Source organism: Pseudomonas sp. R1-43-08, from assembly GCF_003852255.1.
Lineage (GTDB): Bacteria > Pseudomonadota > Gammaproteobacteria > Pseudomonadales > Pseudomonadaceae > Aquipseudomonas.
Map to the genome: position 1 here is coordinate 777585 of NZ_CP027734.1, position 24247 is coordinate 801831.

The 24247-nt window shown below is 58.6% G+C and carries 16 protein-coding genes, 2 tRNA genes and 3 rRNA genes; 14 read left to right on the forward strand and 7 right to left on the reverse strand.

Annotated elements, in window-relative coordinates:
* Nucleotides 1-19: 19 nt before the first annotated feature.
* From C4J87_RS03325 to C4J87_RS03370, 9 genes are all read left to right on the forward strand, one after another.
* Nucleotides 20-1513, forward strand: a complete 1494-nt coding sequence (locus tag C4J87_RS03325) for a CoA-acylating methylmalonate-semialdehyde dehydrogenase (RefSeq protein WP_124365715.1) — start codon at nt 20-22, stop codon at nt 1511-1513.
* A 572-nt stretch (nt 1514-2085) separates the two neighbouring features.
* Nucleotides 2086-3622, forward strand: a 16S ribosomal RNA gene (locus C4J87_RS03335).
* A 122-nt stretch (nt 3623-3744) separates the two neighbouring features.
* Nucleotides 3745-3821 (forward strand) — tRNA-Ile (locus C4J87_RS03340).
* Between the two features lie 10 nt (nt 3822-3831).
* Nucleotides 3832-3907, forward strand: a tRNA-Ala gene (locus tag C4J87_RS03345).
* A 239-nt stretch (nt 3908-4146) separates the two neighbouring features.
* A 23S ribosomal RNA gene (locus C4J87_RS03350) occupies nt 4147-7037 on the forward strand.
* 168 nt (nt 7038-7205) lie between these two features.
* A 5S ribosomal RNA gene (gene rrf / locus C4J87_RS03355) occupies nt 7206-7321 on the forward strand.
* The 16S, 23S and 5S rRNA genes sit together here with 2 tRNA genes alongside, the layout of an rRNA operon.
* Before the next feature lie 161 nt (nt 7322-7482).
* Complete coding sequence (locus C4J87_RS03360) at nt 7483-8142, forward strand: paraquat-inducible protein A (protein WP_124365716.1); 660 nt, start codon at nt 7483-7485, stop codon at nt 8140-8142.
* A complete protein-coding gene (locus C4J87_RS03365; RefSeq protein WP_124361153.1) occupies nt 8129-8752 on the forward strand; it encodes a paraquat-inducible protein A in 624 nt (207 codons plus the stop codon). Before C4J87_RS03360 ends, C4J87_RS03365 begins: the two co-directional genes overlap by 14 nt.
* Nucleotides 8745-11048 (forward strand): PqiB family protein, encoded by a 2304-nt coding sequence (locus tag C4J87_RS03370; protein WP_124365717.1) that lies wholly within the window; start codon nt 8745-8747, stop codon nt 11046-11048. Before C4J87_RS03365 ends, C4J87_RS03370 begins: the two co-directional genes overlap by 8 nt.
* A 168-nt stretch (nt 11049-11216) precedes the next feature.
* On the opposite strand, the gene mksF is transcribed toward C4J87_RS03370, so the two are convergent.
* Genes mksF through mksB form a run of 3 tightly spaced genes read right to left on the reverse strand, consistent with a single transcriptional unit; the run spans nt 11217 to nt 16028 of the window.
* The gene (gene mksF, locus C4J87_RS03375; RefSeq protein ID WP_124365718.1) at nt 11217-14057 is read right to left on the reverse strand and encodes an Mks condensin complex protein MksF; all 2841 of its coding nucleotides are present in this window, start codon (nt 14055-14057) and stop codon (nt 11217-11219) included.
* Nucleotides 14054-14761: an Mks condensin complex protein MksE gene (mksE, locus tag C4J87_RS03380; RefSeq protein WP_124365719.1), complete on the reverse strand. Its 708-nt coding sequence runs from the start codon at nt 14759-14761 to the stop codon at nt 14054-14056. The genes mksF and mksE overlap by 4 nt, the downstream gene beginning before the upstream one ends.
* Nucleotides 14751-16028, reverse strand: coding sequence for an Mks condensin complex protein MksB (mksB, locus tag C4J87_RS03385; RefSeq protein WP_124361157.1), 1278 nt, complete (start codon nt 16026-16028; stop codon nt 14751-14753). Before mksB ends, mksE begins: the two co-directional genes overlap by 11 nt.
* A gap of 187 nt (nt 16029-16215) precedes the next feature.
* On the opposite strand from mksB, the gene C4J87_RS03390 reads away from it, so the two are divergent.
* Together C4J87_RS03390 and rimI are read left to right on the forward strand one after the other, a co-directional pair.
* Nucleotides 16216-16965 carry an energy transducer TonB gene (locus tag C4J87_RS03390; RefSeq protein ID WP_124368929.1) on the forward strand — a complete coding sequence of 250 codons (750 nt, stop codon included), beginning with the start codon at nt 16216-16218 and terminating at the stop codon, nt 16963-16965.
* Nucleotides 16958-17410, forward strand: coding sequence for a ribosomal protein S18-alanine N-acetyltransferase (gene rimI / locus C4J87_RS03395; protein WP_003188286.1), 453 nt, complete (start codon nt 16958-16960; stop codon nt 17408-17410). Before C4J87_RS03390 ends, rimI begins: the two co-directional genes overlap by 8 nt.
* 296 nt (nt 17411-17706) lie before the next feature.
* Here rimI and C4J87_RS03400 read toward each other — a convergent pair whose 3' ends face one another.
* Nucleotides 17707-18111 carry a serine kinase/phosphatase gene (locus tag C4J87_RS03400; protein WP_124365720.1) on the reverse strand — a complete coding sequence of 135 codons (405 nt, stop codon included), beginning with the start codon at nt 18109-18111 and terminating at the stop codon, nt 17707-17709.
* A gap of 139 nt (nt 18112-18250) precedes the next feature.
* Here C4J87_RS03400 and can point away from each other — a divergent pair, with 139 nt between their 5' ends.
* Entirely contained in the window at nt 18251-18895 is a 645-nt protein-coding gene (gene can, locus C4J87_RS03405) for a carbonate dehydratase (RefSeq protein ID WP_124361159.1), read from the forward strand.
* A 98-nt stretch (nt 18896-18993) separates the two neighbouring features.
* Here can and C4J87_RS03410 read toward each other — a convergent pair whose 3' ends face one another.
* Both C4J87_RS03410 and acpA read right to left on the reverse strand, forming a co-directional pair.
* On the reverse strand, nt 18994-20163 hold the full coding sequence (locus C4J87_RS03410) for a hypothetical protein (RefSeq protein WP_124365721.1): 1170 nt from the start codon (nt 20161-20163) through the stop codon (nt 18994-18996).
* A gap of 122 nt (nt 20164-20285) precedes the next feature.
* A complete protein-coding gene (gene acpA / locus C4J87_RS03415; RefSeq protein WP_124365722.1) occupies nt 20286-21986 on the reverse strand; it encodes an acid phosphatase in 1701 nt (566 codons plus the stop codon).
* A gap of 155 nt (nt 21987-22141) precedes the next feature.
* Here acpA and C4J87_RS03420 point away from each other — a divergent pair, with 155 nt between their 5' ends.
* Together C4J87_RS03420 and C4J87_RS03425 are read left to right on the forward strand one after the other, a co-directional pair.
* The gene (locus C4J87_RS03420; protein ID WP_124361163.1) at nt 22142-22432 is read left to right on the forward strand and encodes a nucleotidyltransferase family protein; all 291 of its coding nucleotides are present in this window, start codon (nt 22142-22144) and stop codon (nt 22430-22432) included.
* Nucleotides 22429-22770, forward strand: a complete 342-nt coding sequence (locus tag C4J87_RS03425; RefSeq protein ID WP_124365723.1) for a DUF86 domain-containing protein — start codon at nt 22429-22431, stop codon at nt 22768-22770. The genes C4J87_RS03420 and C4J87_RS03425 overlap by 4 nt, the downstream gene beginning before the upstream one ends.
* A 38-nt stretch (nt 22771-22808) precedes the next feature.
* Here the strand turns inward: C4J87_RS03425 and C4J87_RS03430 are convergent, their stop codons facing one another.
* Complete coding sequence (locus tag C4J87_RS03430; protein ID WP_124365724.1) at nt 22809-24227, reverse strand: short-chain fatty acid transporter; 1419 nt, start codon at nt 24225-24227, stop codon at nt 22809-22811.
* Between the last annotated feature and the right edge of the window lie 20 nt (nt 24228-24247).

A 24247-nucleotide genomic window follows, 5' to 3' on the forward strand; every position in this document is an offset into this window, starting at 1 on the left:
AACTTTTCAGGAGCCCTGCATGAGCCTTATCCAGCATTTGATCAACGGTGAATTGGTCAACGACAGCGGTCGCAGTGCCGACGTGTACAACCCGTCTACTGGCCAGGTGATTCACCAAGTGCCGTTGGCCAGCCGCGAAACCATTCAACAGGCGATCGACGCGGCCAAGGCGGCGTTCCCGGCCTGGCGTAATACGCCGCCGGCCAAACGGGCGCAGGTGATGTTTCGTTTCAAGCAGTTGCTGGAGCAGAACGAAGCGCGTATTTCGCAGTTGATCAGCGAAGAGCACGGCAAGACGTTGGAGGATGCCGCCGGTGAGTTGAAGCGTGGCATCGAGAATGTGGAGTACGCGTGCTCGGCGCCGGAAATTCTCAAGGGTGAATACAGCCGTAACGTGGGGCCGAACATTGATGCCTGGTCGGATTTTCAACCGCTGGGCGTGGTGGCGGGGATTACGCCATTCAACTTCCCGGCGATGGTGCCGTTGTGGATGTATCCGCTGGCGATTGTGTGCGGTAACTGTTTCATTCTCAAACCGTCGGAGCGTGACCCGAGTTCAACGTTGTTGATCGCGCAATTGTTGCAGGAAGCGGGTCTGCCTAAAGGCGTGCTCAGTGTGGTACACGGTGACAAGGGTGCAGTGGACGCTTTGATCGAGGCGCCCGAGGTAAAGGCGCTTAGCTTTGTAGGATCGACGCCGATTGCCGAATACATTTATGCCGAAGCGACCAAACGCGGTAAGCGCGTGCAGGCACTGGGCGGGGCGAAGAACCACGCGGTGCTGATGCCCGATGCGGATCTGGATAACGCCGTCAGTGCCTTGATGGGCGCGGCGTATGGTTCCTGCGGCGAGCGTTGCATGGCGATCTCGGTGGCGGTGTGCGTGGGTGACCAGGTGGCGGATGCGTTGATCGCCAAGCTGGTGCCGCAGGTCAAGGCGTTGAAGATCGGCGCGGGCACCACCTGTGGCTTGGACATGGGGCCGCTGGTGACGGGGCAGGCGCGGGCTAAGGTCAGTGGCTATATAGAAGACGGTGTGTCGGCGGGGGCCGAGTTAGTCGTCGATGGTCGCGGCTTGAGCGTTGCCGGGCATGAACATGGGTTCTTCCTCGGTGGCAGCCTGTTTGATCGCGTGACCCCCGAGATGCGTATCTATAAAGAAGAGATCTTCGGGCCAGTGTTGTGCGTGGTGCGGGTGGACAGCCTGGAAGCGGCGATGCAACTGATCAACGATCATGAATACGGCAACGGCACCTGCATTTTCACCCGTGACGGTGAGGCGGCGCGTCTGTTCTGCGATGAAATAGAAGTGGGCATGGTGGGGGTCAACGTTCCGCTGCCGGTGCCGGTGGCTTATCACAGCTTCGGCGGCTGGAAGCGTTCGCTGTTTGGCGACCTGCACGCCTATGGGCCGGATGGGGTGCGGTTCTATACCCGTCGCAAAGCGATCACTCAGCGTTGGCCGCAGCGAGCCAGCCATGAGGCATCGCAGTTCGCTTTCCCGAGCCTGTAAGGTTGGGTGAATAGAAGGCCGGCCCCTTGGGGCCGGCCTTTGCGTTTTCTGGGCTTTTTGACCTATATGACAGAAATGTGAAAAAGAAGGTTGACGGCAGATTCTGTGCGCCTATAATTCGCCCCACTTCCGGCGCAGTCGAAACGGAAAACTCCTTGGTAAACAATGAGTTAAGTAGGTTTCGATAGCAGGTTGCTTCAGTCCATCGAAGCCAAAAGGAAGTTGAAAAAGAGGTGTTGACAGCAGCGTGTAACGCTGTAGAATTCGCCTCCCGCTTACGAGAGATCGCAAGCGCAAGTGGTTGAAGTTGTTGAAGAAATCTTCGAAAACTTCTGAAAATAACCGCTTGACAGCAAATGAGGCTGCTGTAGAATGCGCGCCTCGGTTGAGACGAATAGCTCTTAACCAACCGCTCTTTAACAACTGAATCAAGCAATTCGTGTGGGTGCTTGTGGAGTCAGACTGATAGTCAACAAGATTATCAGCATCACAAGTTACTCCGCGAGAAATCAAAGATGTAACCAACGATTGCTGAGCCAAGTTTAGGGTTTCTTAAAAACCCAAAGATGTTTGAACTGAAGAGTTTGATCATGGCTCAGATTGAACGCTGGCGGCAGGCCTAACACATGCAAGTCGAGCGGTAGAGAGAAGCTTGCTTCTCTTGAGAGCGGCGGACGGGTGAGTAATGCCTAGGAATCTGCCTGGTAGTGGGGGATAACGTTCGGAAACGGACGCTAATACCGCATACGTCCTACGGGAGAAAGCAGGGGACCTTCGGGCCTTGCGCTATCAGATGAGCCTAGGTCGGATTAGCTAGTTGGTGAGGTAATGGCTCACCAAGGCGACGATCCGTAACTGGTCTGAGAGGATGATCAGTCACACTGGAACTGAGACACGGTCCAGACTCCTACGGGAGGCAGCAGTGGGGAATATTGGACAATGGGCGAAAGCCTGATCCAGCCATGCCGCGTGTGTGAAGAAGGTCTTCGGATTGTAAAGCACTTTAAGTTGGGAGGAAGGGCAGTTACCTAATACGTGATTGTTTTGACGTTACCGACAGAATAAGCACCGGCTAACTCTGTGCCAGCAGCCGCGGTAATACAGAGGGTGCAAGCGTTAATCGGAATTACTGGGCGTAAAGCGCGCGTAGGTGGTTTGTTAAGTTGGATGTGAAATCCCCGGGCTCAACCTGGGAACTGCATTCAAAACTGACTGACTAGAGTGTGGTAGAGGGTGGTGGAATTTCCTGTGTAGCGGTGAAATGCGTAGATATAGGAAGGAACACCAGTGGCGAAGGCGACCACCTGGACCAACACTGACACTGAGGTGCGAAAGCGTGGGGAGCAAACAGGATTAGATACCCTGGTAGTCCACGCCGTAAACGATGTCAACTAGCCGTTGGGAGCCTTGAGCTCTTAGTGGCGCAGCTAACGCATTAAGTTGACCGCCTGGGGAGTACGGCCGCAAGGTTAAAACTCAAATGAATTGACGGGGGCCCGCACAAGCGGTGGAGCATGTGGTTTAATTCGAAGCAACGCGAAGAACCTTACCAGGCCTTGACATCCAATGAACTTTCCAGAGATGGATTGGTGCCTTCGGGAACATTGAGACAGGTGCTGCATGGCTGTCGTCAGCTCGTGTCGTGAGATGTTGGGTTAAGTCCCGTAACGAGCGCAACCCTTGTCCTTAGTTACCAGCACGTTATGGTGGGCACTCTAAGGAGACTGCCGGTGACAAACCGGAGGAAGGTGGGGATGACGTCAAGTCATCATGGCCCTTACGGCCTGGGCTACACACGTGCTACAATGGTCGGTACAGAGGGTTGCCAAGCCGCGAGGTGGAGCTAATCCCAGAAAACCGATCGTAGTCCGGATCGCAGTCTGCAACTCGACTGCGTGAAGTCGGAATCGCTAGTAATCGCGAATCAGAATGTCGCGGTGAATACGTTCCCGGGCCTTGTACACACCGCCCGTCACACCATGGGAGTGGGTTGCACCAGAAGTAGCTAGTCTAACCTTCGGGAGGACGGTTACCACGGTGTGATTCATGACTGGGGTGAAGTCGTAACAAGGTAGCCGTAGGGGAACCTGCGGCTGGATCACCTCCTTAATCGACGACATCAGCTGCTCCATGAGCTCCCACACGAATTGCTTGATTCATTGAAGAAGACGATAGAAGCAGCTTTAAGCTCCAAGCTGATAGCTCTTAGCTAATCAGTTGCGCTCGAAATTGGGTCTGTAGCTCAGTTGGTTAGAGCGCACCCCTGATAAGGGTGAGGTCGGCAGTTCGAATCTGCCCAGACCCACCAATTTTGTTATGGGGCCATAGCTCAGCTGGGAGAGCGCCTGCCTTGCACGCAGGAGGTCAACGGTTCGATCCCGTTTGGCTCCACCATTAACTGTTTCTGCTGTTAGAGTTTAGAAATGAGTATTCCGCTGTGAATATTGATTTCTAGTCTTTGATTAGATCGTTCTTTAAAAATTTGGGTATGTGATAGAAAGATAGACTGAACGTTACTTTCACTGGTAACGGCTCAGGCTAAGGTAAAATTTGTGAGTCGCTCTTAATTGAGTATGATCGAATTTTCGGCGAATGTTGTCTTCACAGTATAACCAGATTGCTTGGGGTTATATGGTCAAGTGAAGAAGCGCATACGGTGGATGCCTTGGCAGTCAGAGGCGATGAAAGACGTGGTAGCCTGCGAAAAGCTTCGGGGAGTCGGCAAACAGACTTTGATCCGGAGATGTCTGAATGGGGGAACCCAGCCATCATAAGATGGTTACCTTACACTGAATACATAGGTGTATGGAGCGAACCAGGGGAACTGAAACATCTAAGTACCCTGAGGAAAAGAAATCAACCGAGATTCCCTTAGTAGTGGCGAGCGAACGGGGACTAGCCCTTAAGTGGCTTTGAGATTAGCGGAACGCTCTGGAAAGTGCGGCCATAGTGGGTGATAGCCCTGTACGCGAAAATCTCTTAGTCATGAAATCGAGTAGGACGGAGCACGAGAAACTTTGTCTGAATATGGGGGACCATCCTCCAAGGCTAAATACTACTGACTGACCGATAGTGAACTAGTACCGTGAGGGAAAGGCGAAAAGAACCCCGGAGAGGGGAGTGAAATAGATCCTGAAACCGTATGCGTACAAGCAGTGGGAGCCTACTTTGTTAGGTGACTGCGTACCTTTTGTATAATGGGTCAGCGACTTATTTTCAGTGGCGAGCTTAACCGAATAGGGGAGGCGTAGCGAAAGCGAGTCTTAATAGGGCGTCTAGTCGCTGGGAATAGACCCGAAACCGGGCGATCTATCCATGGGCAGGTTGAAGGTTGGGTAACACTAACTGGAGGACCGAACCGACTACCGTTGAAAAGTTAGCGGATGACCTGTGGATCGGAGTGAAAGGCTAATCAAGCTCGGAGATAGCTGGTTCTCCTCGAAAGCTATTTAGGTAGCGCCTCATGTATCACTGTAGGGGGTAGAGCACTGTTTCGGCTAGGGGGTCATCCCGACTTACCAAACCGATGCAAACTCCGAATACCTACAAGTGCCGAGCATGGGAGACACACGGCGGGTGCTAACGTCCGTCGTGAAAAGGGAAACAACCCAGACCGTCAGCTAAGGTCCCAAAGTTATGGTTAAGTGGGAAACGATGTGGGAAGGCTTAGACAGCTAGGAGGTTGGCTTAGAAGCAGCCACCCTTTAAAGAAAGCGTAATAGCTCACTAGTCGAGTCGGCCTGCGCGGAAGATGTAACGGGGCTCAAACCATACACCGAAGCTACGGGTATCACGCAAGTGATGCGGTAGAGGAGCGTTCTGTAAGCCTGTGAAGGTGAGTTGAGAAGCTTGCTGGAGGTATCAGAAGTGCGAATGCTGACATGAGTAACGACAATGGGTGTGAAAAACACCCACGCCGAAAGACCAAGGTTTCCTGCGCAACGTTAATCGACGCAGGGTTAGTCGGTCCCTAAGGCGAGGCTGAAAAGCGTAGTCGATGGAAAACAGGTTAATATTCCTGTACTTCTGGTTATTGCGATGGAGGGACGGAGAAGGCTAGGCCAGCTTGGCGTTGGTTGTCCAAGTTTAAGGTGGTAGGCTGGAATCTTAGGTAAATCCGGGATTCTAAGGCCGAGAGCTGATGACGAGTTGTCTTTTAGACGACGAAGTGGTTGATGCCATGCTTCCAAGAAAAGCTTCTAAGCTTCAGGTAACCAGGAACCGTACCCCAAACCGACACAGGTGGTTGGGTAGAGAATACCAAGGCGCTTGAGAGAACTCGGGTGAAGGAACTAGGCAAAATGGCACCGTAACTTCGGGAGAAGGTGCGCCGGTGAGGGTGAAGGACTTGCTCCGTAAGCTCATGCCGGTCGAAGATACCAGGCCGCTGCGACTGTTTATTAAAAACACAGCACTCTGCAAACACGAAAGTGGACGTATAGGGTGTGACGCCTGCCCGGTGCCGGAAGGTTAATTGATGGGGTTAGCTAACGCGAAGCTCTTGATCGAAGCCCCGGTAAACGGCGGCCGTAACTATAACGGTCCTAAGGTAGCGAAATTCCTTGTCGGGTAAGTTCCGACCTGCACGAATGGCGTAACGATGGCGGCGCTGTCTCCACCCGAGACTCAGTGAAATTGAAATCGCTGTGAAGATGCAGTGTATCCGCGGCTAGACGGAAAGACCCCGTGAACCTTTACTATAGCTTTGCACTGGACTTTGAATTTGCTTGTGTAGGATAGGTGGGAGGCTTTGAAGCGTGGACGCCAGTTCGCGTGGAGCCAACCTTGAAATACCACCCTGGCAACTTTGAGGTTCTAACTCAGGTCCGTTATCCGGATCGAGGACAGTGTATGGTGGGTAGTTTGACTGGGGCGGTCTCCTCCTAAAGAGTAACGGAGGAGTACGAAGGTGCGCTCAGACCGGTCGGAAATCGGTCGTAGAGTATAAAGGCAAAAGCGCGCTTGACTGCGAGACAGACACGTCGAGCAGGTACGAAAGTAGGTCTTAGTGATCCGGTGGTTCTGTATGGAAGGGCCATCGCTCAACGGATAAAAGGTACTCCGGGGATAACAGGCTGATACCGCCCAAGAGTTCATATCGACGGCGGTGTTTGGCACCTCGATGTCGGCTCATCACATCCTGGGGCTGAAGCCGGTCCCAAGGGTATGGCTGTTCGCCATTTAAAGTGGTACGCGAGCTGGGTTTAGAACGTCGTGAGACAGTTCGGTCCCTATCTGCCGTGGACGTTTGAGATTTGAGAGGGGCTGCTCCTAGTACGAGAGGACCGGAGTGGACGAACCTCTGGTGTTCCGGTTGTCACGCCAGTGGCATTGCCGGGTAGCTATGTTCGGAATAGATAACCGCTGAAAGCATCTAAGCGGGAAACTAGCCTCAAGATGAGATCTCACTGGGACCTTGAGTCCCCTGAAGGGCCGTCGAAGACTACGACGTTGATAGGTTGGGTGTGTAAGCGCTGTGAGGCGTTGAGCTAACCAATACTAATTGCCCGTGAGGCTTGACCATATAACACCCAAGCAATTTGTTGCTCCTAGTTGAAAGACGAAAGAGGCCAGATTGCGGTGTGTGAAGACGCAATGAACCGAAAGTTCGATACTCACAAAACACCGACTTCTATCCCATACCCAATTTGCTGAAGCGAGGCCACATGGTCACGACTCAGTACCCGAATTTCTTGACGACCATAGAGCATTGGAACCACCTGATCCCATCCCGAACTCAGTAGTGAAACGATGCATCGCCGATGGTAGTGTGGGGTTTCCCCATGTGAGAGTAGGTCATCGTCAAGATTAAATTCCGAAACCCCATTTGCGAAAGCAGATGGGGTTTTGTTTTGGTCGGTCGAAAAGTGCCAACACTCCCTCACCACCTCCGACAAATTTGCACAGTTATTTCTGAACCAGACCACTAGAATAGGCACCTAACCTTTTTTAGAGCCCGAGCCCTATTTATGCCCGATCCGGTTGATGCCCTTGAGGTGTCGGATTTACCCCTGGACGACTTGGTGGCATGCCATGAGTGCGACTTGCTGATGCGCAAACCCTCGCTCGCCCTCGGTGAGAAGGCTGAATGCGCACGTTGCGGTTACGAGCTCTACGCTCATCGTCACAACGTCGTCGAGCGCAGCCTCGCCTTGGTGCTGGCAGCACTGCTGCTGTATATCCCCGCGAATTTTCTACCCATCATGCAGCTCAATCTACTCGGGCAGTCCTCGGAGGACACCGTGTGGACCGGCGTAGTCGGCCTGTTCAACACCGGAATGCAAGGCGTTGCCGTCGTGGTTTTCCTGTGCAGCATGGGCATCCCCCTGCTCAAGTTGTTGTGCCAGCTGGCTGTGCTGCTCAGCATCCGCTGGAACATCGGTCGCAGTTATGGACTGCTGTTCTACCGCATCTACCACCATATGAAAGATTGGGGAATGCTGGAGGTCTACTTGATGGGCGTACTGGTGGCACTTGTGAAGCTGGCTGACATGGCCTCCATTACGCTTGGCTTGGGTCTGGTCTGCTTCGTCAGTCTGTTAATGGTTCAGATTCTGCTCGAGGTGGTGATGTCACCCCACCAGATCTGGCAAGCGCTGTCAGGAGAGAATGACCATGCGGGCAATTGATGCAGGCATTCTGATTTGTACCGAATGCCATGAATTGAACAAGCAGCAAGCCGATGCCGACGAGCAACTCTGCACCCGTTGCGGTGCGCTGATCCACCCGCGTCGTCCCAATAGCCTCATACGCACCTGGGCACTGCTGGTGACTGCGGCGATCCTGTACATCCCGGCCAACCTGCTGCCGATCATGACCGTCAACTCTCTCGGCCAAGGCGACCCGAGCACCATCATGTCCGGCGTGATCCAACTGGTACAGCACGGCATGTTTCCGATTGCCGCCGTGGTGTTCATCGCCAGTATCCTGGTGCCGACGTTCAAGCTTGTGGGCATCGGCCTGCTGCTATTTTCGGTGCAGCGCCGACAACCGCTGTCTGCGCAACAACGCATTATCATGTACCGCTTTATCGAATTCATCGGTCGCTGGTCCATGCTGGATATCTTCGTGATCGCCATCCTGGTGGCGGTCGTAAACTTTGGGCGGCTTGCCAGTGTCGAGGCCAATCTTGGCGCTGCAGCGTTCGCCAGTGTGGTGATCTTGACGATGTTTGCCGCAGTAACCTTCGATCCCCGACTGATTTGGGATAACACGGAGTCGGATGACGACCATGAGTGATTTGCCTAAAGCTAAAACCCGCCCTGCGTCCAACTGGTCGGCCATCTGGGTGTTGCCCCTGATCGCCCTGATCATCGGTGGCTGGCTGGGGTGGCGTGCCTACTCCCAGCAAGGTATCGAGATTCAGGTCCGCTTTGAAAGCGGCGAAGGCATTCAAGTCAACAAGACCGAAGTGGTCTACAAAGGGATGACGGTGGGCAAGGTCAAGGCCTTGGCGCTGGATGACGAAGGCAGCAATCGCGGGGTGATTGCCACCATCGAGATGAACAAGGACGTCGAACAATACCTCAAGACCAACACCCGCTTCTGGCTGGTCAAACCGAGCGTCAGCCTCGCCGGCATCACTGGCCTGGAAACCCTGGTCTCGGGCAACTACATCGCCGCAAGCCCCGGGGATGGTGAGCCCACCCGCAAATTCAAGGCGCTTTCCGAGGAGCCGCCGTTATCCGACGCCAAGCCCGGCCTGCACCTGACCCTCAAGGCTGATCGTCTGGGTTCGCTGAACCGTGGCAGCCCGGTGTTCTACAAGCAGATCCAGGTGGGGCAGGTCAAAAGTTACTTGCTGTCTGAAGACCAGAGTACGGTTGAGATCAAGGTCTATATCGAACCAACCTACGCCAACCTGGTGCGCAAACATACCCGTTTCTGGAACGCCAGCGGCATAAGCATCGACGCCAATCTGTCCGGTGTGAAGGTGCGCAGTGAATCCCTCTCCAGTATCGTCGCCGGTGGTATTGCCTTTGCCACCCCGGAAAACCGCAAGGACAGCCCGCCAACCGACCCGAGCCTGCCTTTCCGCTTGTACGAGGATTTCGACGCCGCCGCCGCGGGCATCAAGGTCAAGGTCAAGCTCACCGATTTCGAAGGCCTGCAGGCTGGACGCACTCCCGTGATGTACAAAGGTATCCAGGTCGGCAGCCTGAAGACCCTGAAGATCGACCCGGACCTGTCCAGCGCCAGCGCTGAATTGACCCTCGACCCATTGGCCGAAGACTACCTGGTTCAGGACACGCAATTCTGGGTGGTCAAGCCATCCATCTCCCTGGCCGGCATTACCGGCCTGGAGGCCCTGGTTAAAGGGAACTACATCGCCATCCGCCCCGGCGACAAAGGCACTGCGCCACAACGTGAATACGTGGCGCGCGCCAAGGCGCCACCTTTGGACCTGCGCTCCCCAGGCCTGCACATGGTGTTGCTCACCGACAACCTCGGCTCGCTGGATGTCGGCAGCCCGATTCTGTACAAGCAGGTCAAGGTTGGTTCGGTACAGAGCTACCAGTTTTCACGCAAAAAAAAGCAATTAGTGATCGGCGTTCATATCGAGAAAGAGTATGAAAGCCTGGTCAACGGTTCGACACGTTTCTGGAATGCCAGCGGTGTCACCCTCACCGGTGGGCTTACCGGCGGTATCCAGGTGAAAAGTGAATCCCTGGCCAGTCTGATGGCCGGCGGTATCGCCTTCGAAACGCCGGAACCGAATGTGCCGCTGAAACGACGCATCCCCCGTTTCCGCTTGTTTGCTGATCGGGACGCTGCCAATCAGCATGGCACCCTGGTCACCATCAAGGTCGATCGCGCCGACGGCTTGAGCCCGGGCACGCCGGTGCGCTTCAAAGGCCTGGAAGTGGGCAAGCTCGAGAGCGTGGACCTGAGTGCCGACATGCAATCGGTGCTGCTCAAGGCGCGTATCACCCAGGTTGCGGACCGTATTGCCCGGGTTGGCAGCCAGTTCTGGGTGGTCAAGCCCGAATTGGGCCTGATGAAGACGGCAAATCTGGAAACCCTGGTCACCGGTCAATACATCGAAGTGCAACCGGCCGCGAAAAACGCCGGCCCGCAGAAGAGCTTTGTCGCCCTTGCGCAGCCGCCAGAAGTCGCGCATCAGGAGGCCGGCCTGAGCCTGACACTCAGCGCCGCACGCCGCGGTTCGCTCAAGGAAGGCGTGCCCGTCACCTACCGTGAAGTCACCGTGGGCAAAGTTACCGGCTATGAGTTGGGACAGACCGCCGACCGTGTCCTGGTGCACATCCTGATCGAGCCCAAATACGCGCCGTTGGTACGCAGTGGCAGTCGCTTCTGGAACACCAGCGGCTTCGGGCTCGACTTCGGCTTGTTCAAGGGCGCGACGGTGCGTACCGAGTCCCTGGAGACGTTGGTTGCCGGCGGTATCGCCTTTGCCACGCCTGAAGGCGAGCGCATGGGCAACCCGGCACGGCCGCAGCAGACCTTTGCGCTGTTCGACAAGTTCGAGGATGAATGGCTGACCTGGGCGCCCAAGATTCCACTCGGCAAATAGACCGAGGCGCCGCTATCGGGGGCAAGCCCCCTCCCACATTTGACTGTATTCACACATCAGAAGGTGGGAGGGGGCTTGCCCCCGATGAGGCCCTTAAACTCGCTGCAAAACCCACAAAAAAGGCCGCGATCCAAACGATCGCGGCCTTTTGCCTTTCAGCGCTACACGTCAGACGGCATCCAACTCCGGCTCGTCCGCCTGCACGTTCAGGGTGGCCTTCACCGCATCGTGACGACGGATATATTTCCAGTCGGCCTCATCAATGTAGATCCCGTTCGGCCCGCTGCCGCCTTCCAGGTCGATCGCTACCTGGGCAGACACTTGCGGCTTCACGCTGGCCAGGATCGGCACGAAGCCCAACTGCAGGCTGGTTTCCAGCAACGCTGCCTGGTTCTTCTCATCGATATCCGCCGCCTCGTCGAGGTAGTACGGCAAGCGCACGCGACCGGCCTGGTCGCGGTCCATCAGGTGCAGCAACAAGTACATGTTGGTCAGCGCCTTGATGGTCATGGTGGTGCCGTTGGACGCGGCGCCGTCGATGTCGGTATGAATCACCGGTTGGCCGTTCACCTTGGTGATCTCGAACGCCAGCTCGAACAGGTCCTTGAGGCCCAGTTGGTTATGGTTGGCCGCCACGAGGCGGGCCAGGTATTCCTTGGCTTCTTCGTTCTTGTTGTCCTGCTCGGCGCTCTGGCTGAGGTCGAACACCGACAACGTCTCGCCTTCTTCATACTGACCGGCGCTGTGGATGATCTGGTCGATATGCTTGAGGGCTTCTTTGTTCGGCGCCAGCACGATGCGAAAGCTCTGCAGGTTGGAGACCTGGCGCTTGTTGATTTCGCGGTTGAACAACGCCAGTTGGTGTTCCAGGCTGTCGTAGTCGCTACGGATATTGCGCAAGGTCCGCGCAATATCGGTGACGGCCGCGCGGCGCGCCTTGCCCAGGGTCAACGCCTCATCGGTACGGTGCGCATAGGCGTTGATCAGCAGTTGCAGACGCCGCTCCATGTCGTCCTCGCTGTCGAACTTGGCCACACCCTTGAGGCGCACCTGCGCATACAGCGCTTCGATCTGGCCATCGGCACGCAGCAAGCCTTGCCAGCTGTCCTGATAGTCGTTGAGCAGCGGCAGCAGGTTGTCCATGGAGTCGTCGACCGGGTCCATGAACGGCGTGCCGAACGGCAGGTCGGCCGGCAATAGCTGGCGCCGGCGCAAGGCGTCGTCCAGCGTACGTTGCTTGGCTTCCATGTCGCCGATCTGGCGGCCGACCAGTTGCAGCTTGGCCGACAGCTGCTGGACGCGCTCGGTGAACGCATCGCTGGAGCGCTTCAACTCGTCCTGTGCCGCTTCCATCTGCGCGAGGGTTTCCAGCTTCTCGCCTTCCTCCGCGCTCAGGGTCTGGGTGCGGCGGAAATCTTCCAGCGCCTTCTGCGCGTCCAATACCTGCTGGTACAGCGCTTCGGTCTGGGTCTTGCTCGCCGCTCGGTCGGAAGCGACCGCATGTTGGGTTTTCAGTTGCTTGAGTTCTTTTTCCAGGCGCTCTTTCTGGTCGCGCAACGCCGCGCGATCCGCCAGGGCCTGCAAAGCCGGTGGTTCGATGTGCGAGAGGTCGATGGACAGCCCCGGCACTTCGAAACGCTCGCCCTTGAAACCCTCGAGGATCTGTTCCAGGGATTTGACCCACTGGCCTTGCTCATCCAGCGTGATGCCATGTTCACCCAGGGGCAGGCTGAACAAAGCGCTGTTGAACAGGCGCATCAGGCGCTCGACGTCCTGCTGCGAGAATTCTTCGCGCAGCTTGGCGTAGCTGTTGTTGTCCGCGTGATCGAGCTGCTGCTTGACCGACTTCAAGCGTTTTTCCAGGTCGCGCAGACGCTCGTCCAGGTCCTCGGCGCTGAACTGACGCGACTGCGCCAGCGCACCCGCCAATTCGTCGTGGGCGTCCTTGGCCGCGAGCAGTTGCTGCTCCAGCACCCGCACATCATCGACCAGCGCGAAGCGATGCTTGAGCACCGACAACTCGCCCAGCCAGCGTTGGATGCCACTGATCTCGCGCTCCAGGCGCATCAGCTCCTGGGTGCCGCCACGCTGGTCGTTCTGCAGCGCATCCTGCTCGTTGCGATAGTGTTCGGCCTGGATCGTCAGCTCTTCCTTGCGCGCACTGGCGTAATCCGACCAGGTGCCCAACAGCGAATCGAGCAACGGCGACAGGCGATGCAATTTGCCGCGCAAAATGTCGCGCTGTTTCACGCCATTGGCGAGTGCTTCGACCAACGGCCCGGCCGCCACCAGGGAGTTGTAGTCCTGCTCCATGCGCCGTACATCGCGGAAGGCTTCTTCGCACGCGGCGATGTAATCGACGCTGCCGGAGCGCAGGCTGTGTTCAAACGCATCGAGGAACAATTGCTTGAGCTTGGCGGCGGTGATTTCGCGCATGTGCAGCAGGTTGATGAACAACGCACGGAATGTCTTCAGGCTCTGTTCGCTGGTGGAGCGCAGTGGGATCAGCGTCAGGTCCAGCGGGATCGAGGTGTGGCCGCCCACCAACAGGCGCCGCAGTTCGTCGGGCTTGAGTTCATAGGCCTTCAGGCCTTCGCGCTCAAGGTTGGTGAACAGCTCTTTCTGGCGCAGGCAGGTGTCGTTTTTCTGATAGTGGGCCAGGTCCAGCTTGCCGGCATAGGCGAAGAACTGATGACCGAAACCACCGCCCGGGCCGCGCCCGACCACGCCAATCACATGCGGGCCGTGGGGCAGCGAGACTTCCACGAGGATGTAGCTGGTGTCGGTGGCAAAGTAGAAGCGCCGCGATTGCTCCAGGGTGTACTTGCCGAAACTCATGTCCGACATGCGCGCCAGGATCGGGAACTGCAAGGCGTTGATCGACGCGGATTTACCCAGGTTGTTCGCGCCATACACCGACAACGGTTCTTCCAGCGGGAACAAACCCAGGCTGTAGCCGGCGGTATTCAACAGGGCGAAGCGGCGTATGCCGTAGCGTTCCTTACTCATGCGTCGGTCTCCTGTTCTTCGGCAATGGCGCGGGCGAGGGCGTCTTCTTCGCTGTCTTCGGCGAAGTCACTCAAGTCCAGCGGGTCATCGGTCTTCAGCAGTTTTTCATCGCTGTCTTCGTCGATGATCACCGGCGCCGGCAACGGCAAGACGCTGTGCACACTGGCGGCGAGGTCGCGGTCCTGCTGGACCGACAGGCACACATCAAGGAAACGATGCATCGGCGGCAGGAAGCGATAGATGCCGTTGTCTTCGCTGGCGAAACCCAGCTGAGTCATGCGGCGCATGATTTTTTCTTCGAGTTCTTCCTGGGTCTGCACTTCGGCCTGGATAAACAGGTCGCGGTATTTCTCCAGCAACGACGGCAGTTCATCGCGGCCCAGGCTGCCGCCATCGAGCACGGCAACCGGGTCGCGGCCCTGGTCGGCCAGGTGTTCGACGAGAATGAAGGTGAACAACGCCAGGCGCTGGGCGGTCTTGTTTACCTGCGCGCTGGCAATCGCGGAGTCCGGCACGAAGTAGTAGAAGCCACGGGTATCGCAGACCAGCTCAAAGCCCAGGGCCTTGAATAGCGTGCGGTACTGGTCCTGGAAGTTCGACAGTTGCGCGTACAGCTCCGGGTCGCGGCGGCTGACGTGGTAGCCCTTGAACAGCTCGCGAAAGATCGGCGCCAGCTGGGACAGTTCGGATAGATCAAGATGCATTTGGGATGCTCGCAGAGTGCTCGGCCGCGTCAGAGCTGGCCGGGAGCAGGGCGAAGGAGCGCAGGCTGACCTGGTGCTCATGGGTGTGGTAGTCGCGGCGCTCTAGACGCTCGCGCTTGAAGCGTTTTTCCCGCGAGAGCCGCGAGAACCAGTACAGCAACTCGTCGGTGGCACCGTCCGGTTCCTGCTCCAGCAGCCAGGTCATCAGGTCCGGCATCGGCAGCGCGTCTTCGCAGCGCTCGAGCATTTCCTTGACCGTTCGCGGTGCGCGCGGGGCTTCGCCCTTGTGGGTTTTGTGCGCCTTGGGGAAACGCGCCGGTTTCGGCTCGAAATTCGCCAGGGCATACACATACGCCTCGACCTGGCTGGCACTGCCCAGGAAGGTGCTTTGCGGCCGGCTGAACATCGGCATGGCGGCCTGCGGCACTGCGTCCAGGCCTTTGCGGCGAATGGCCGACAGGGCCAGCGCCGCGCCACGGGTCACCGCGTTGTGCCGGCGTGCCTCTTCGCGCAGCGGCAACAGCAGCTCGCGCGCATGGCGCAGGGTCAGTTGGGCGCTGGTCTGCATCTCGAGGATGCGCGCGTGGGTGCGCAGCAGCATGTCGTCGTCCACCAGGTGGCCGAGACGCTGCTGCTCGGTGAGCATACGCAGCAGCACGTTTTCCACCTTGCGCACGCCTTGCTCGAACGCGCCGTCGGCGTTCACCAGTTGGATCATCGGTTCGACGTATTCGTCCCAGGTGGCCAACACCTCGGCGTAGCGCTGGCGCAACGGGATCTGCCGGTCGCTGGTCTTGGCGCGGTCGGCCACGGCAGCGAGGGCCTGTTCGTCGTTGGCGAGTTTTTTCAGCACGTCGCGCACGCGCATATCCAGCAGGCGCAGTTGGCGAGCCAGGTCGTGGCCATCGCGGATATCGAAAGCGTCCTGGATATAACCGGCCAGGCGCTCAAGATGACGCAGGTAGGCTTCGATTTCCAGGCACAGGCCAAGCCGGTGCTCCTTGCGAAGATACGCCAGGAAGTCGTGGATCTGCGCGTTGAGCTCGAAGCGGTTCGGGCTCTTGGCCACAGGCACCAGGATATCCAGGCGGATCCACACGTCCAGCAGGCTGGTGATGTCCTGGGGCGTGCTGTCCAATTGTTGGGCGGCCAGTTGCGCGCGCAGTTCGCCCAGGCTCAGGGTGCCTTGGTCGAAGTGTTCGCACAGTGGCTCAAGTAAGGCCCAGTGTTCGGCGAGGGCGCGCAGGACGCGCTTGGGTTCGATCATGGGAAAGGCCGGCTGGTTGGCGATTAAAAGTCGCGATTGTACTGCATCGGGCGCGGGATTTATCCACAGCCGGTCAGTGTGCAGTGGGCGATTGTTGCCGAACAGCGGTAGAATCCCCGCTCTTTAGTTATCCACAAGTGGCTGAGCTGTGCTTACCGAGTCCCGACGTCGCGCTTACTTGAGCGCCATGCAGGTGGTCAACTGGCTGCCCCGCACCGAACTGCCGTTTGCCGCGCCGTCGCGGCCCGAGCTGTTGCAGGCGCCGGAGCCGGAGCCCTATGAGGCGTTCGCGCCGTCAGGCGAGGAAGCCGCGGCGCCGGTGGCGGTCATCAAGCCTGTGCCCGAAACGCGGCCGACGGTTGCGCGCACGAAGATCGAGGTGCCGCGCCCGTCACCGGTGGTCAAGGCAGTGGTCGCCGAAGACACTGCCCCGGTGGCCAAGGCCCCGGTCGTGCCGCCGCCACGCTTTGCCCTGCAACTGCTGCGCGCCGGGCGTTGCCTGCTGCTGGTGGAATTGCCCACCGGCGAACGTTTCCAGTCGCGCGACCCGGCCTACCTGCTGCTCAAGGACATGCTGCGCGCCGCCGGCCTGCCCGACAGTCCGCAAATTGTCGGCGACCCGGTCCGCTGGCCACTGCTGGTGCGCGGCACCATGGACCAGGGCCCGGACGCCGCGCGGGATTTTGTACAGAGTTTTGTTGCGGCACGCCTGGAAGACGAACCGTGCGTCTGCCTGTGGCTGATCGGCTTGCCCGCCGTGCGCTTTGCCGGTGAGGCGGACGCCGAAGCCTGGTACCGCGAACTGCAGGTTGAAGGCCTGGGTTCGGTATGGGCCCTGCCGGGCCTGGAATTATTAATGGAAGAGCCACAGCGTAAGGCTGATATCTGGCAAGCCATGCGCCGGCTGATGGCGCGCTGGAAAACAACCGATGAGTGAGGCTTTATCCTTCCGCCCGATGACCGAGGCTGACCTCGATGCCGTGCTGAAGATCGAATACGCAGCGTTCAGCCACCCCTGGACCCGGGGCATCTTTCTCGACGGGCTGGGCAAGTACCAGATCTGGCTGATGTTCGAAGGTGAGCAGCAGGTGGGCCATGGCGTGGTGCAGATCATCCTCGATGAGGCGCATCTGCTCAATATCACCGTGAAGCCGGAGAATCAGGGCCGAGGTTTGGGCTTGGCACTGCTCGAGCATCTGATGTCCCGCGCGTATGCGGCCAATGCTCGTGAGTGTTTCCTGGAAGTGCGTGACAGCAATACCGGTGCGTTCCGCCTGTATGAGCGCTATGGCTTCAACGAGATTGGCCGTCGTCGCGATTACTACCCAGCCGTGGGCGGCCGCGAAGACGCAGTCGTGATGGCCTGCACCCTGGTCGACTAAACACCGAAATCCATGTGGGAGGGGGCTTGCCCTAATGCCAGTCAGTTAAGAAGTAGCAGGAGCGAGAAATAACTTGTGGCGAGGGAGCTTGCTCCCGCTGGGGCGCGAAGCGGCCGCAAACAATAGGACTGCTGCGCAGTCCAGCGGGAGCAAGCTCCCTCGCCACAGGTTCGGTGTCGCCTTAACTGACTGGCATTAGGGCTTGCCCCCGATGGCAGTGGTTCAGCCAATACATGAGTTGACTGACACACTGCTATCGGGGGCAAGCCCCCTCCCACATTTTGACCCGAGTTGGGTCAGCGTTTGCCGTCGAGCGGGTCCAGATCGGCCAGCTCGGCCTCATCCAACCCATTCCCACCGCCTATCTCATCTTCATCGACGACACTCAGGTCATAATCCGCCGGGCTATCTTCACCTTCCTCCCGCGCATCCCGCGCGCCATCCTCATGGATCAGCGTTTCGGGGCTCATGTCATCATCGGTCGACTCATGGTCATCCGTCGAAGCCCCGGTCAGCCCGACCTCGCGCACCCGTTCGTCGGGCATCAGGTGCTCGCGTTCGCCAGGTGGAAGTTCATCGCCGATTTCCGCGGTCTGGTCTTCTTCATCAAAATCCAGCTCGCGCATCGAACCCATGCGGTCTTCGTTATCATCAATGGGTTCGGGCTGCGTAGCGCCGTAGGGACGTCGTGATTCAGTCATGGCCAATCCTCATACTGTGGGGCTTATAGTGTGTGGACAGGCTTTGCGCCGCAAAGATTCAAGCTAATTTGCGCAAGGCGTGACCTGGACGAAGGCTTGTCAGTCACAAAACTGCGCATCATTCCTGAGGCTTTCCCTGATGAACGAACTACAAGACCTGCTAGACAACAACGAACGCTGGGCGGATGCGATCAAACAGGAAGATCCCGAATTCTTCGCCAAGCTCGCCCGCCAGCAAACCCCGGAATACCTGTGGATCGGCTGCTCCGATGCGCGTGTACCGGCCAACGAGATCGTCGGCATGTTGCCCGGTGATCTGTTCGTGCACCGCAACGTGGCCAACGTGGTGCTGCACACCGACCTCAATTGCCTGTCGGTGATCCAGTACGCGGTCGATGTGCTCAAAGTCAAACATATCCTCGTCACCGGCCACTATGGCTGCGGCGGCGTGCGCGCCGCGATGCAGGACCGTCAGTTCGGCCTGATCGACGGCTGGCTGCGCACCATTCGTGATCTCTACTACGAAAACCGCGACGTGTTGGCCCAGTTGCCTACCGAAGAAGAGCGCGTCGACCGCATGTGCGAGTTGAACGTGATTCAGCAGGTGGCCAACGTCGGCCATACCAGCATAGTGCAAAACGCCTGGCACCGCGGGCAGAGCCTGTCGATCCATGGCTGCATCTATGGCATCAAGGATGGCCGCTGGAAGAGCTTGAACACCACCATCAGTGGCTTCGAGCAACTGCCGCCGCAGTACCGTCTGCGGCCGTTGGGCGAAGTCTAAGTCCGTTTACGCTCGCGCAAATGGGCGCCGCGCAAGACTCACCGAAGTCAGAGCCGATTTCTACTGTCAAATCTGACAGTAGAAATCCTGGGTGCTCCTCATAGCGCGGGCGGCGCGAGGGTGGGGGCCGGGGCTGCACTGCGCAGCTGCTTCAGCTGGGCCTTGATGGTGGGCGTGGCGCATTTGGCGTTGGCCTGCTCCGGGCTCAGGTTGCGCACCGAGGTGTAAAACAGTTCGCAGGTCTGCTCCTTGCGCGTGACCTGCCAGGTGTTCATGCATGCCTTGAGCAATACATTCGCGTCGCTGGCGGGTTTCTGGCCCATGCCGGCTTGCCAGCAGGCTGCGCTCAGATCCTGGCCCATCACTTTCAAGCCGGCCTCATCGGCCTTCTGCTCATTGCCGTCATACGTGTCCGGGCTGGCGGCGTACCAGATGTAGCTTGGGTGGTTGGCGCCGAGCACCGAGACCGGCCTGCCCGGCTCCGGGTTGATCTGCGCCAGGCCCAGCACCGCCACCGTTTGCCCGTATTGTTGCTTGATCCAACTGCGCACCGGCGCGCCGAAGGCCACCATCGGCAACGAATCGCTGGGGCGCAGGCTCAGTTCCTTGACCATGCGGGTCTGGTAGTCGGTGAAGTAGCCGTAGACGGCTTCCAGGTCCTTACCCGCATTGGACGGCGCGGCGATGGGGGCGATATCGATGATGGTCTGATAGGCCGGCGTTTCGCTGGCAGGAATGCCATTGCTGGTGAGCAAGGTCGCCCAGCGGTCGGTGGTAGCCGATTCCAGGTAATCCTGGGCCTGGGTCAGCGAATAATCCGGCGGAAAGTGCAGCAGCTCGATGCTTTTGCGGTTTTCCAGGGCCATGCCCAGCGGCAGGAACAAGTACCAGTTATAGACCCACTTGCCGTCGCTGTTGAGCTGGCTGGCACCTTGGTAAGCCAGGTCTGCGGTATCGAGCAGCGTGGTCAGGGGCTGGCCGTAACCGTCCGGCACGCCGCTGAAGGTTGCCGCGACCTGGCCGTCATGCACCTTGACGCTGACCTTGGCGCGGCTGTAGCCGTCACGTTGCAGGCTCTGGTTCAAATAGTGCTCGGCGGTCTGTTCCAGCGTCCAGGGCCGAAAACAGATCACGTTGCAGTTATTGGGAAACGCGAACAACTGGGTGACACGCTGTGTACTGCCCAACGGCACTTCGATGTCGGCCTGTACGACCGCACTGGTCAGCAGTGCGGCCAGGGTCAAGCACAGCCTGGTCGGTTTGAACATAATTGGTTCCTTGTCAGCGAAAGCCCGTCTGCGCGGGATGAAAGCCCACCTTCACACAGTAGCGGCTGACCGGGAAAACCGCGTGCTAAATCGCCGCGTGTGTCGCGATTGGATAAGTGAACCTACACGCTGAACTGCAAGGTATTGCTCAAATCCCCCATGGGTTTCTGGCCGCGCGCGATCATCGCGGCATCCCTTTGCTTGAGGCCGTCCAGGGTCTCCAGCTGAAACACGCGGGTGATCAAGCGCAGGATCGACGCGGTGTCGTAGAGCGTGTGGTCAACCGTGCCTTTGCGTGCGAACGGCGACACCACCAGGGCCGGAACCCGTGTGCCCGGACCCCAGCGGTCGCCCTTGGGCGGTGCCACGTGGTCCCACCAGCCGCCGTTCTCATCGACGGTCACGACCACCACCATGTTGTTCCACTGCGGGCTTTCCTGCAGCAGCTTCAAGGCGCGGACGATATGGCGGTCGCCCGAGGCCACATCGGCATAACCGGCGTGCATGTTCAGGTTGCCCTGGGGCTTGTAGAAGGTCACGGCGGGCAGCTTGCCCGCTTGGGCGTCGGCGAAGAACCTGTTGGTGCTTGACTCATCGCCCAACCCGCCGTCGCGCAGGCGTTTGTCGCGCTCGGCACGGTTCTCGGGGCCCTGCTGCTTGAAGTAATTGAACGGCTGATGGTGGTACTGGAAGTTCGGAATCTTGGGGATACCGCCCGAGTCCTTGAATTGCTCCAGGGTGGCTTGCCAGGCGCCGGCGTACCAGGCCCAGTCGATGTTCTTTTTCGAGAGCTTGTCGCCAATGTGTTCATGGGTTTGCGGCACCAGCACATTGGGCAGGTCCGGTTTGGCGTAGTCCGGGTTCTGCGGGTCGCGGATCCAGGTCGGCCAGTAGGGCGGAGCCAGCGTGTTGACGGCGTAACCGTCCGGCGTCAAGGCGCTGGGGCCGAACTGCGGCGGACCGGTCATGGCGCTGGCCGGCGAGGTGTCCAAGGGCTTGAGGCGCGTGTCGGCGGGGTCATCGCTTTGCAGCGTGGCGATCTGCGCCTTGGCCACCGATTGCGCGGCATTCGGATAGATCGGTGCCGTGGCGCTGATCAGGTACTGATGGTTGAGGAACGAGCCACCAAACGCACCCTGGAAAAAGTTATCGCACAGCACAAACTCCTTGGCCACGTCCCACAGGCGCAGGGAATAGCGGCTCTGGGCGTAATGGCCCATCACCAGGCCGCCGGAATCGCCCCAGGCAACGAAACCGTCATTCTTGCCGCCGTTGATCTGCATCTGGTTCTGGTAGAACACATGCCACAAGTCACGGGTCACCAGGCTCAGCGGCAAGTCCTGCACATCCGGGCCCTTGAGGGCGAACGGGGCGTTGGGCAGGTTCTCCTGGAATTGCACGGCGCTCGGGTAGGTCACGCCATCCACGCTTTGCGGGCCCACCTGCAACACGCCGCCCCAGGTCGGGGGGAGGGTGGTCAATACGCTGCCATCGCGGTCGCGTTGTTGAACGTCAGCCACCGAAAGCGCCGAGAGCGGTTTCTCCAGCCCGGGGAAGTCTGCAAACAGATTGTTGAAGCTGCGGTTCTCGGCGTAAATCACCACGACGGTTTTCACATTGTCGCGCAAGGCTTTATCCAGCTCCTGCGAGGCGAGTGGGCGCGGCATCGGTTTTCCCGGTGCTTCGCCGGTATTACCGCACGCACTCAAGGTCGCGCCCACCCCCAGTACCGCCGCGCCCCCCAGGAAGCGCCGACGACTGGTGTCGACCGGCGGTTGGCTTACGGAATCGGTGGAGGGGCGGTCTACGTGCTCGTCACTCATTGCGCGGGAGTCCTTGGGGAGGTGTTGCAAGATGTTTCGCAGGACGGTAGCAATGGAATGTGACGGAACAAAGACAGGCCTATGATGAGTGGGCCGTGTCTACACCGCATAAGCGCTGCTAGACTGGCCTCTTGATGCAGGCCGCGAGGTGAACCGTGAAACCTTCAATTGCACTTGATCTACAACGAGCCGCTGTTAGAGAAGTGGTCGGGCGTTTTCGTATATCAAATCCGAGAGTGTTTGGGTCTGTATTACTGGGGACCGATCACGAAGGCAGTGACCTGGACTTGCTTGTCGACGCGCCGCCGGGAACGACGCTTTTTGACCTCGGTGGGTTGCAGGTAGAGCTTGAAAGCTTGCTGGGCGTCAATGTGGATCTGCTGACCCCTGGTGATTTGCCTTTGAAGTTTCGCGCGAAGGTGTTGGCTGAGGCTCGTCCGGTATGACGGAAAATCGCCTTGGGGATTATCTGGAACACATCAAGCAAGCTTGCACTGACGCGATTACCTTTGTTGAGGGGTTAAGCAAAGAAGAGTTCTTGGAGGACAGGCGAACGCAACAAGCAGTGGTCATGAGCCTGATCATCATTGGTGAGGCGTCGACGAAAATCATGGACCGGCACCCCGACTTCGCTACAGAACATTCATACATTCCCTGGCGCAATATACGCGCGATGCGCAATCGAATTGCTCACGGTTACTTCGATATCAACTTCGATGTCGTTTGGGACACGATACAAAGCGCATTGCCCGATTTGCTGGAGCGCCTTCCCCCCACTGAATGACCGTACCTACTGTAATAGCAGGTACGGTCTGCCGCTATTTACGGCATCACCGGCGGCAAATACGTCAACGTCGTCCCCAACGCCCACAGCAAGAACAACACCAACGGCGTGTGCACCAGCAATTGCACGAACGAAAACCCGATCAAATCCCGCGCCTTCAGCCCCAACACGCCCAGCAACGGCAGCATATAGAACGGGTTGATCAAGTTCGGCAGCGCTTCGGCCGCGTTGTAGATCTGTACCGCCCAGCCCAGGTGATACTGCAAGTCATTGGCCACTTGCATCACGTAAGGCGCTTCGATGATCCACTTGCCGCCGCCGGAGGGGATGAAGAAGCCCAGCACTGCGGAGTACACGCCCATCAGCAGGGCGTAGGTGTCGTGGGACGCGATGGAGGTGAAGAACAGCGAGATATGGTGCGCCAGGGTCTGGCCGTCGCCGCCTTTGACCACGGTCATCAGCGCCGCGATCGAGCCGTACAGCGGGAACTGGATCAGCACGCCCGTGGTGGTCGGCACGGCGCGGGCCACGGCATCGAGGAAGCTGCGCGGGCGCCAGTGCAGGAGCGCACCGACCATGATGAACAGGAAGTTATAGGTGTTGAGCCCCGAGATGGCGCTGATCGCCGGTTTGGTCGAGAACTCGTGGAACAACCAGCCGGCCGCCAGCAGCGCCAGCAGAATAGTCAGCAACGGGCTGTGCTCCAGCCATTCGCCGGGTCGGGTCGGCGCCTGCGGCTTGGGCAGGTTGAATGCCGGGTCGACACCGCAGGCCTTGGCATCCCGCGCACTGTTCGGGCCTGGCGCGGTGGCGTAGGCGATGATCAGCGACACAATGATCAGCGCCAGCAACAGCACGCCGGATTGCCACAGGAAGATGGTCTCGGTAAACGGGATCATCCCGGTGATCGCCAGGATTGACGGCGGCAAGCTTCCCGGGTTGGCCTGCAACTGCGCGGCCGACGACGACAACCCCAGCGCCCACACGGCACCCAGGCCCAAGTAGGCCGCAGCGCCAGCGGCGCGGTAGTCCATGCGCAAGTCCGTGCGACGGGCCAGCGCACGTACCAGCAAACCGCCGAACACCAGGGACAGGCCCCAGTTGAGCAAGGAGGCCACCATGGAAATCAACGCGACCCAGGCCACTGCCGAGCGGCCGTTCTTCGGGATGCGCGCCAGGCGGTCAATCAGCTTTACCGCAGGCGGCGAACTGGCGACCACATAACCACCGATCACCACAAAGGCCATCTGCATGGTGAACGGGATCAGGCTCCAGAACCCGTCACCAAAGGCTTTGGCGGCTTCGCTGGGCGCAGCGCCCATGCCCAGGGTCGCCACGGCAACGATGATCACGGCGAGGGCGGCGAACACCCAGGAGTCGGGGAACCAGCGCTCGGCGAAGTTGGAGCAACGCAAGGCAAATCGGGCATAGCGGCTTTCTTCGATAGCATCGGCCACGAGTCTTTCCTCTTGTATTT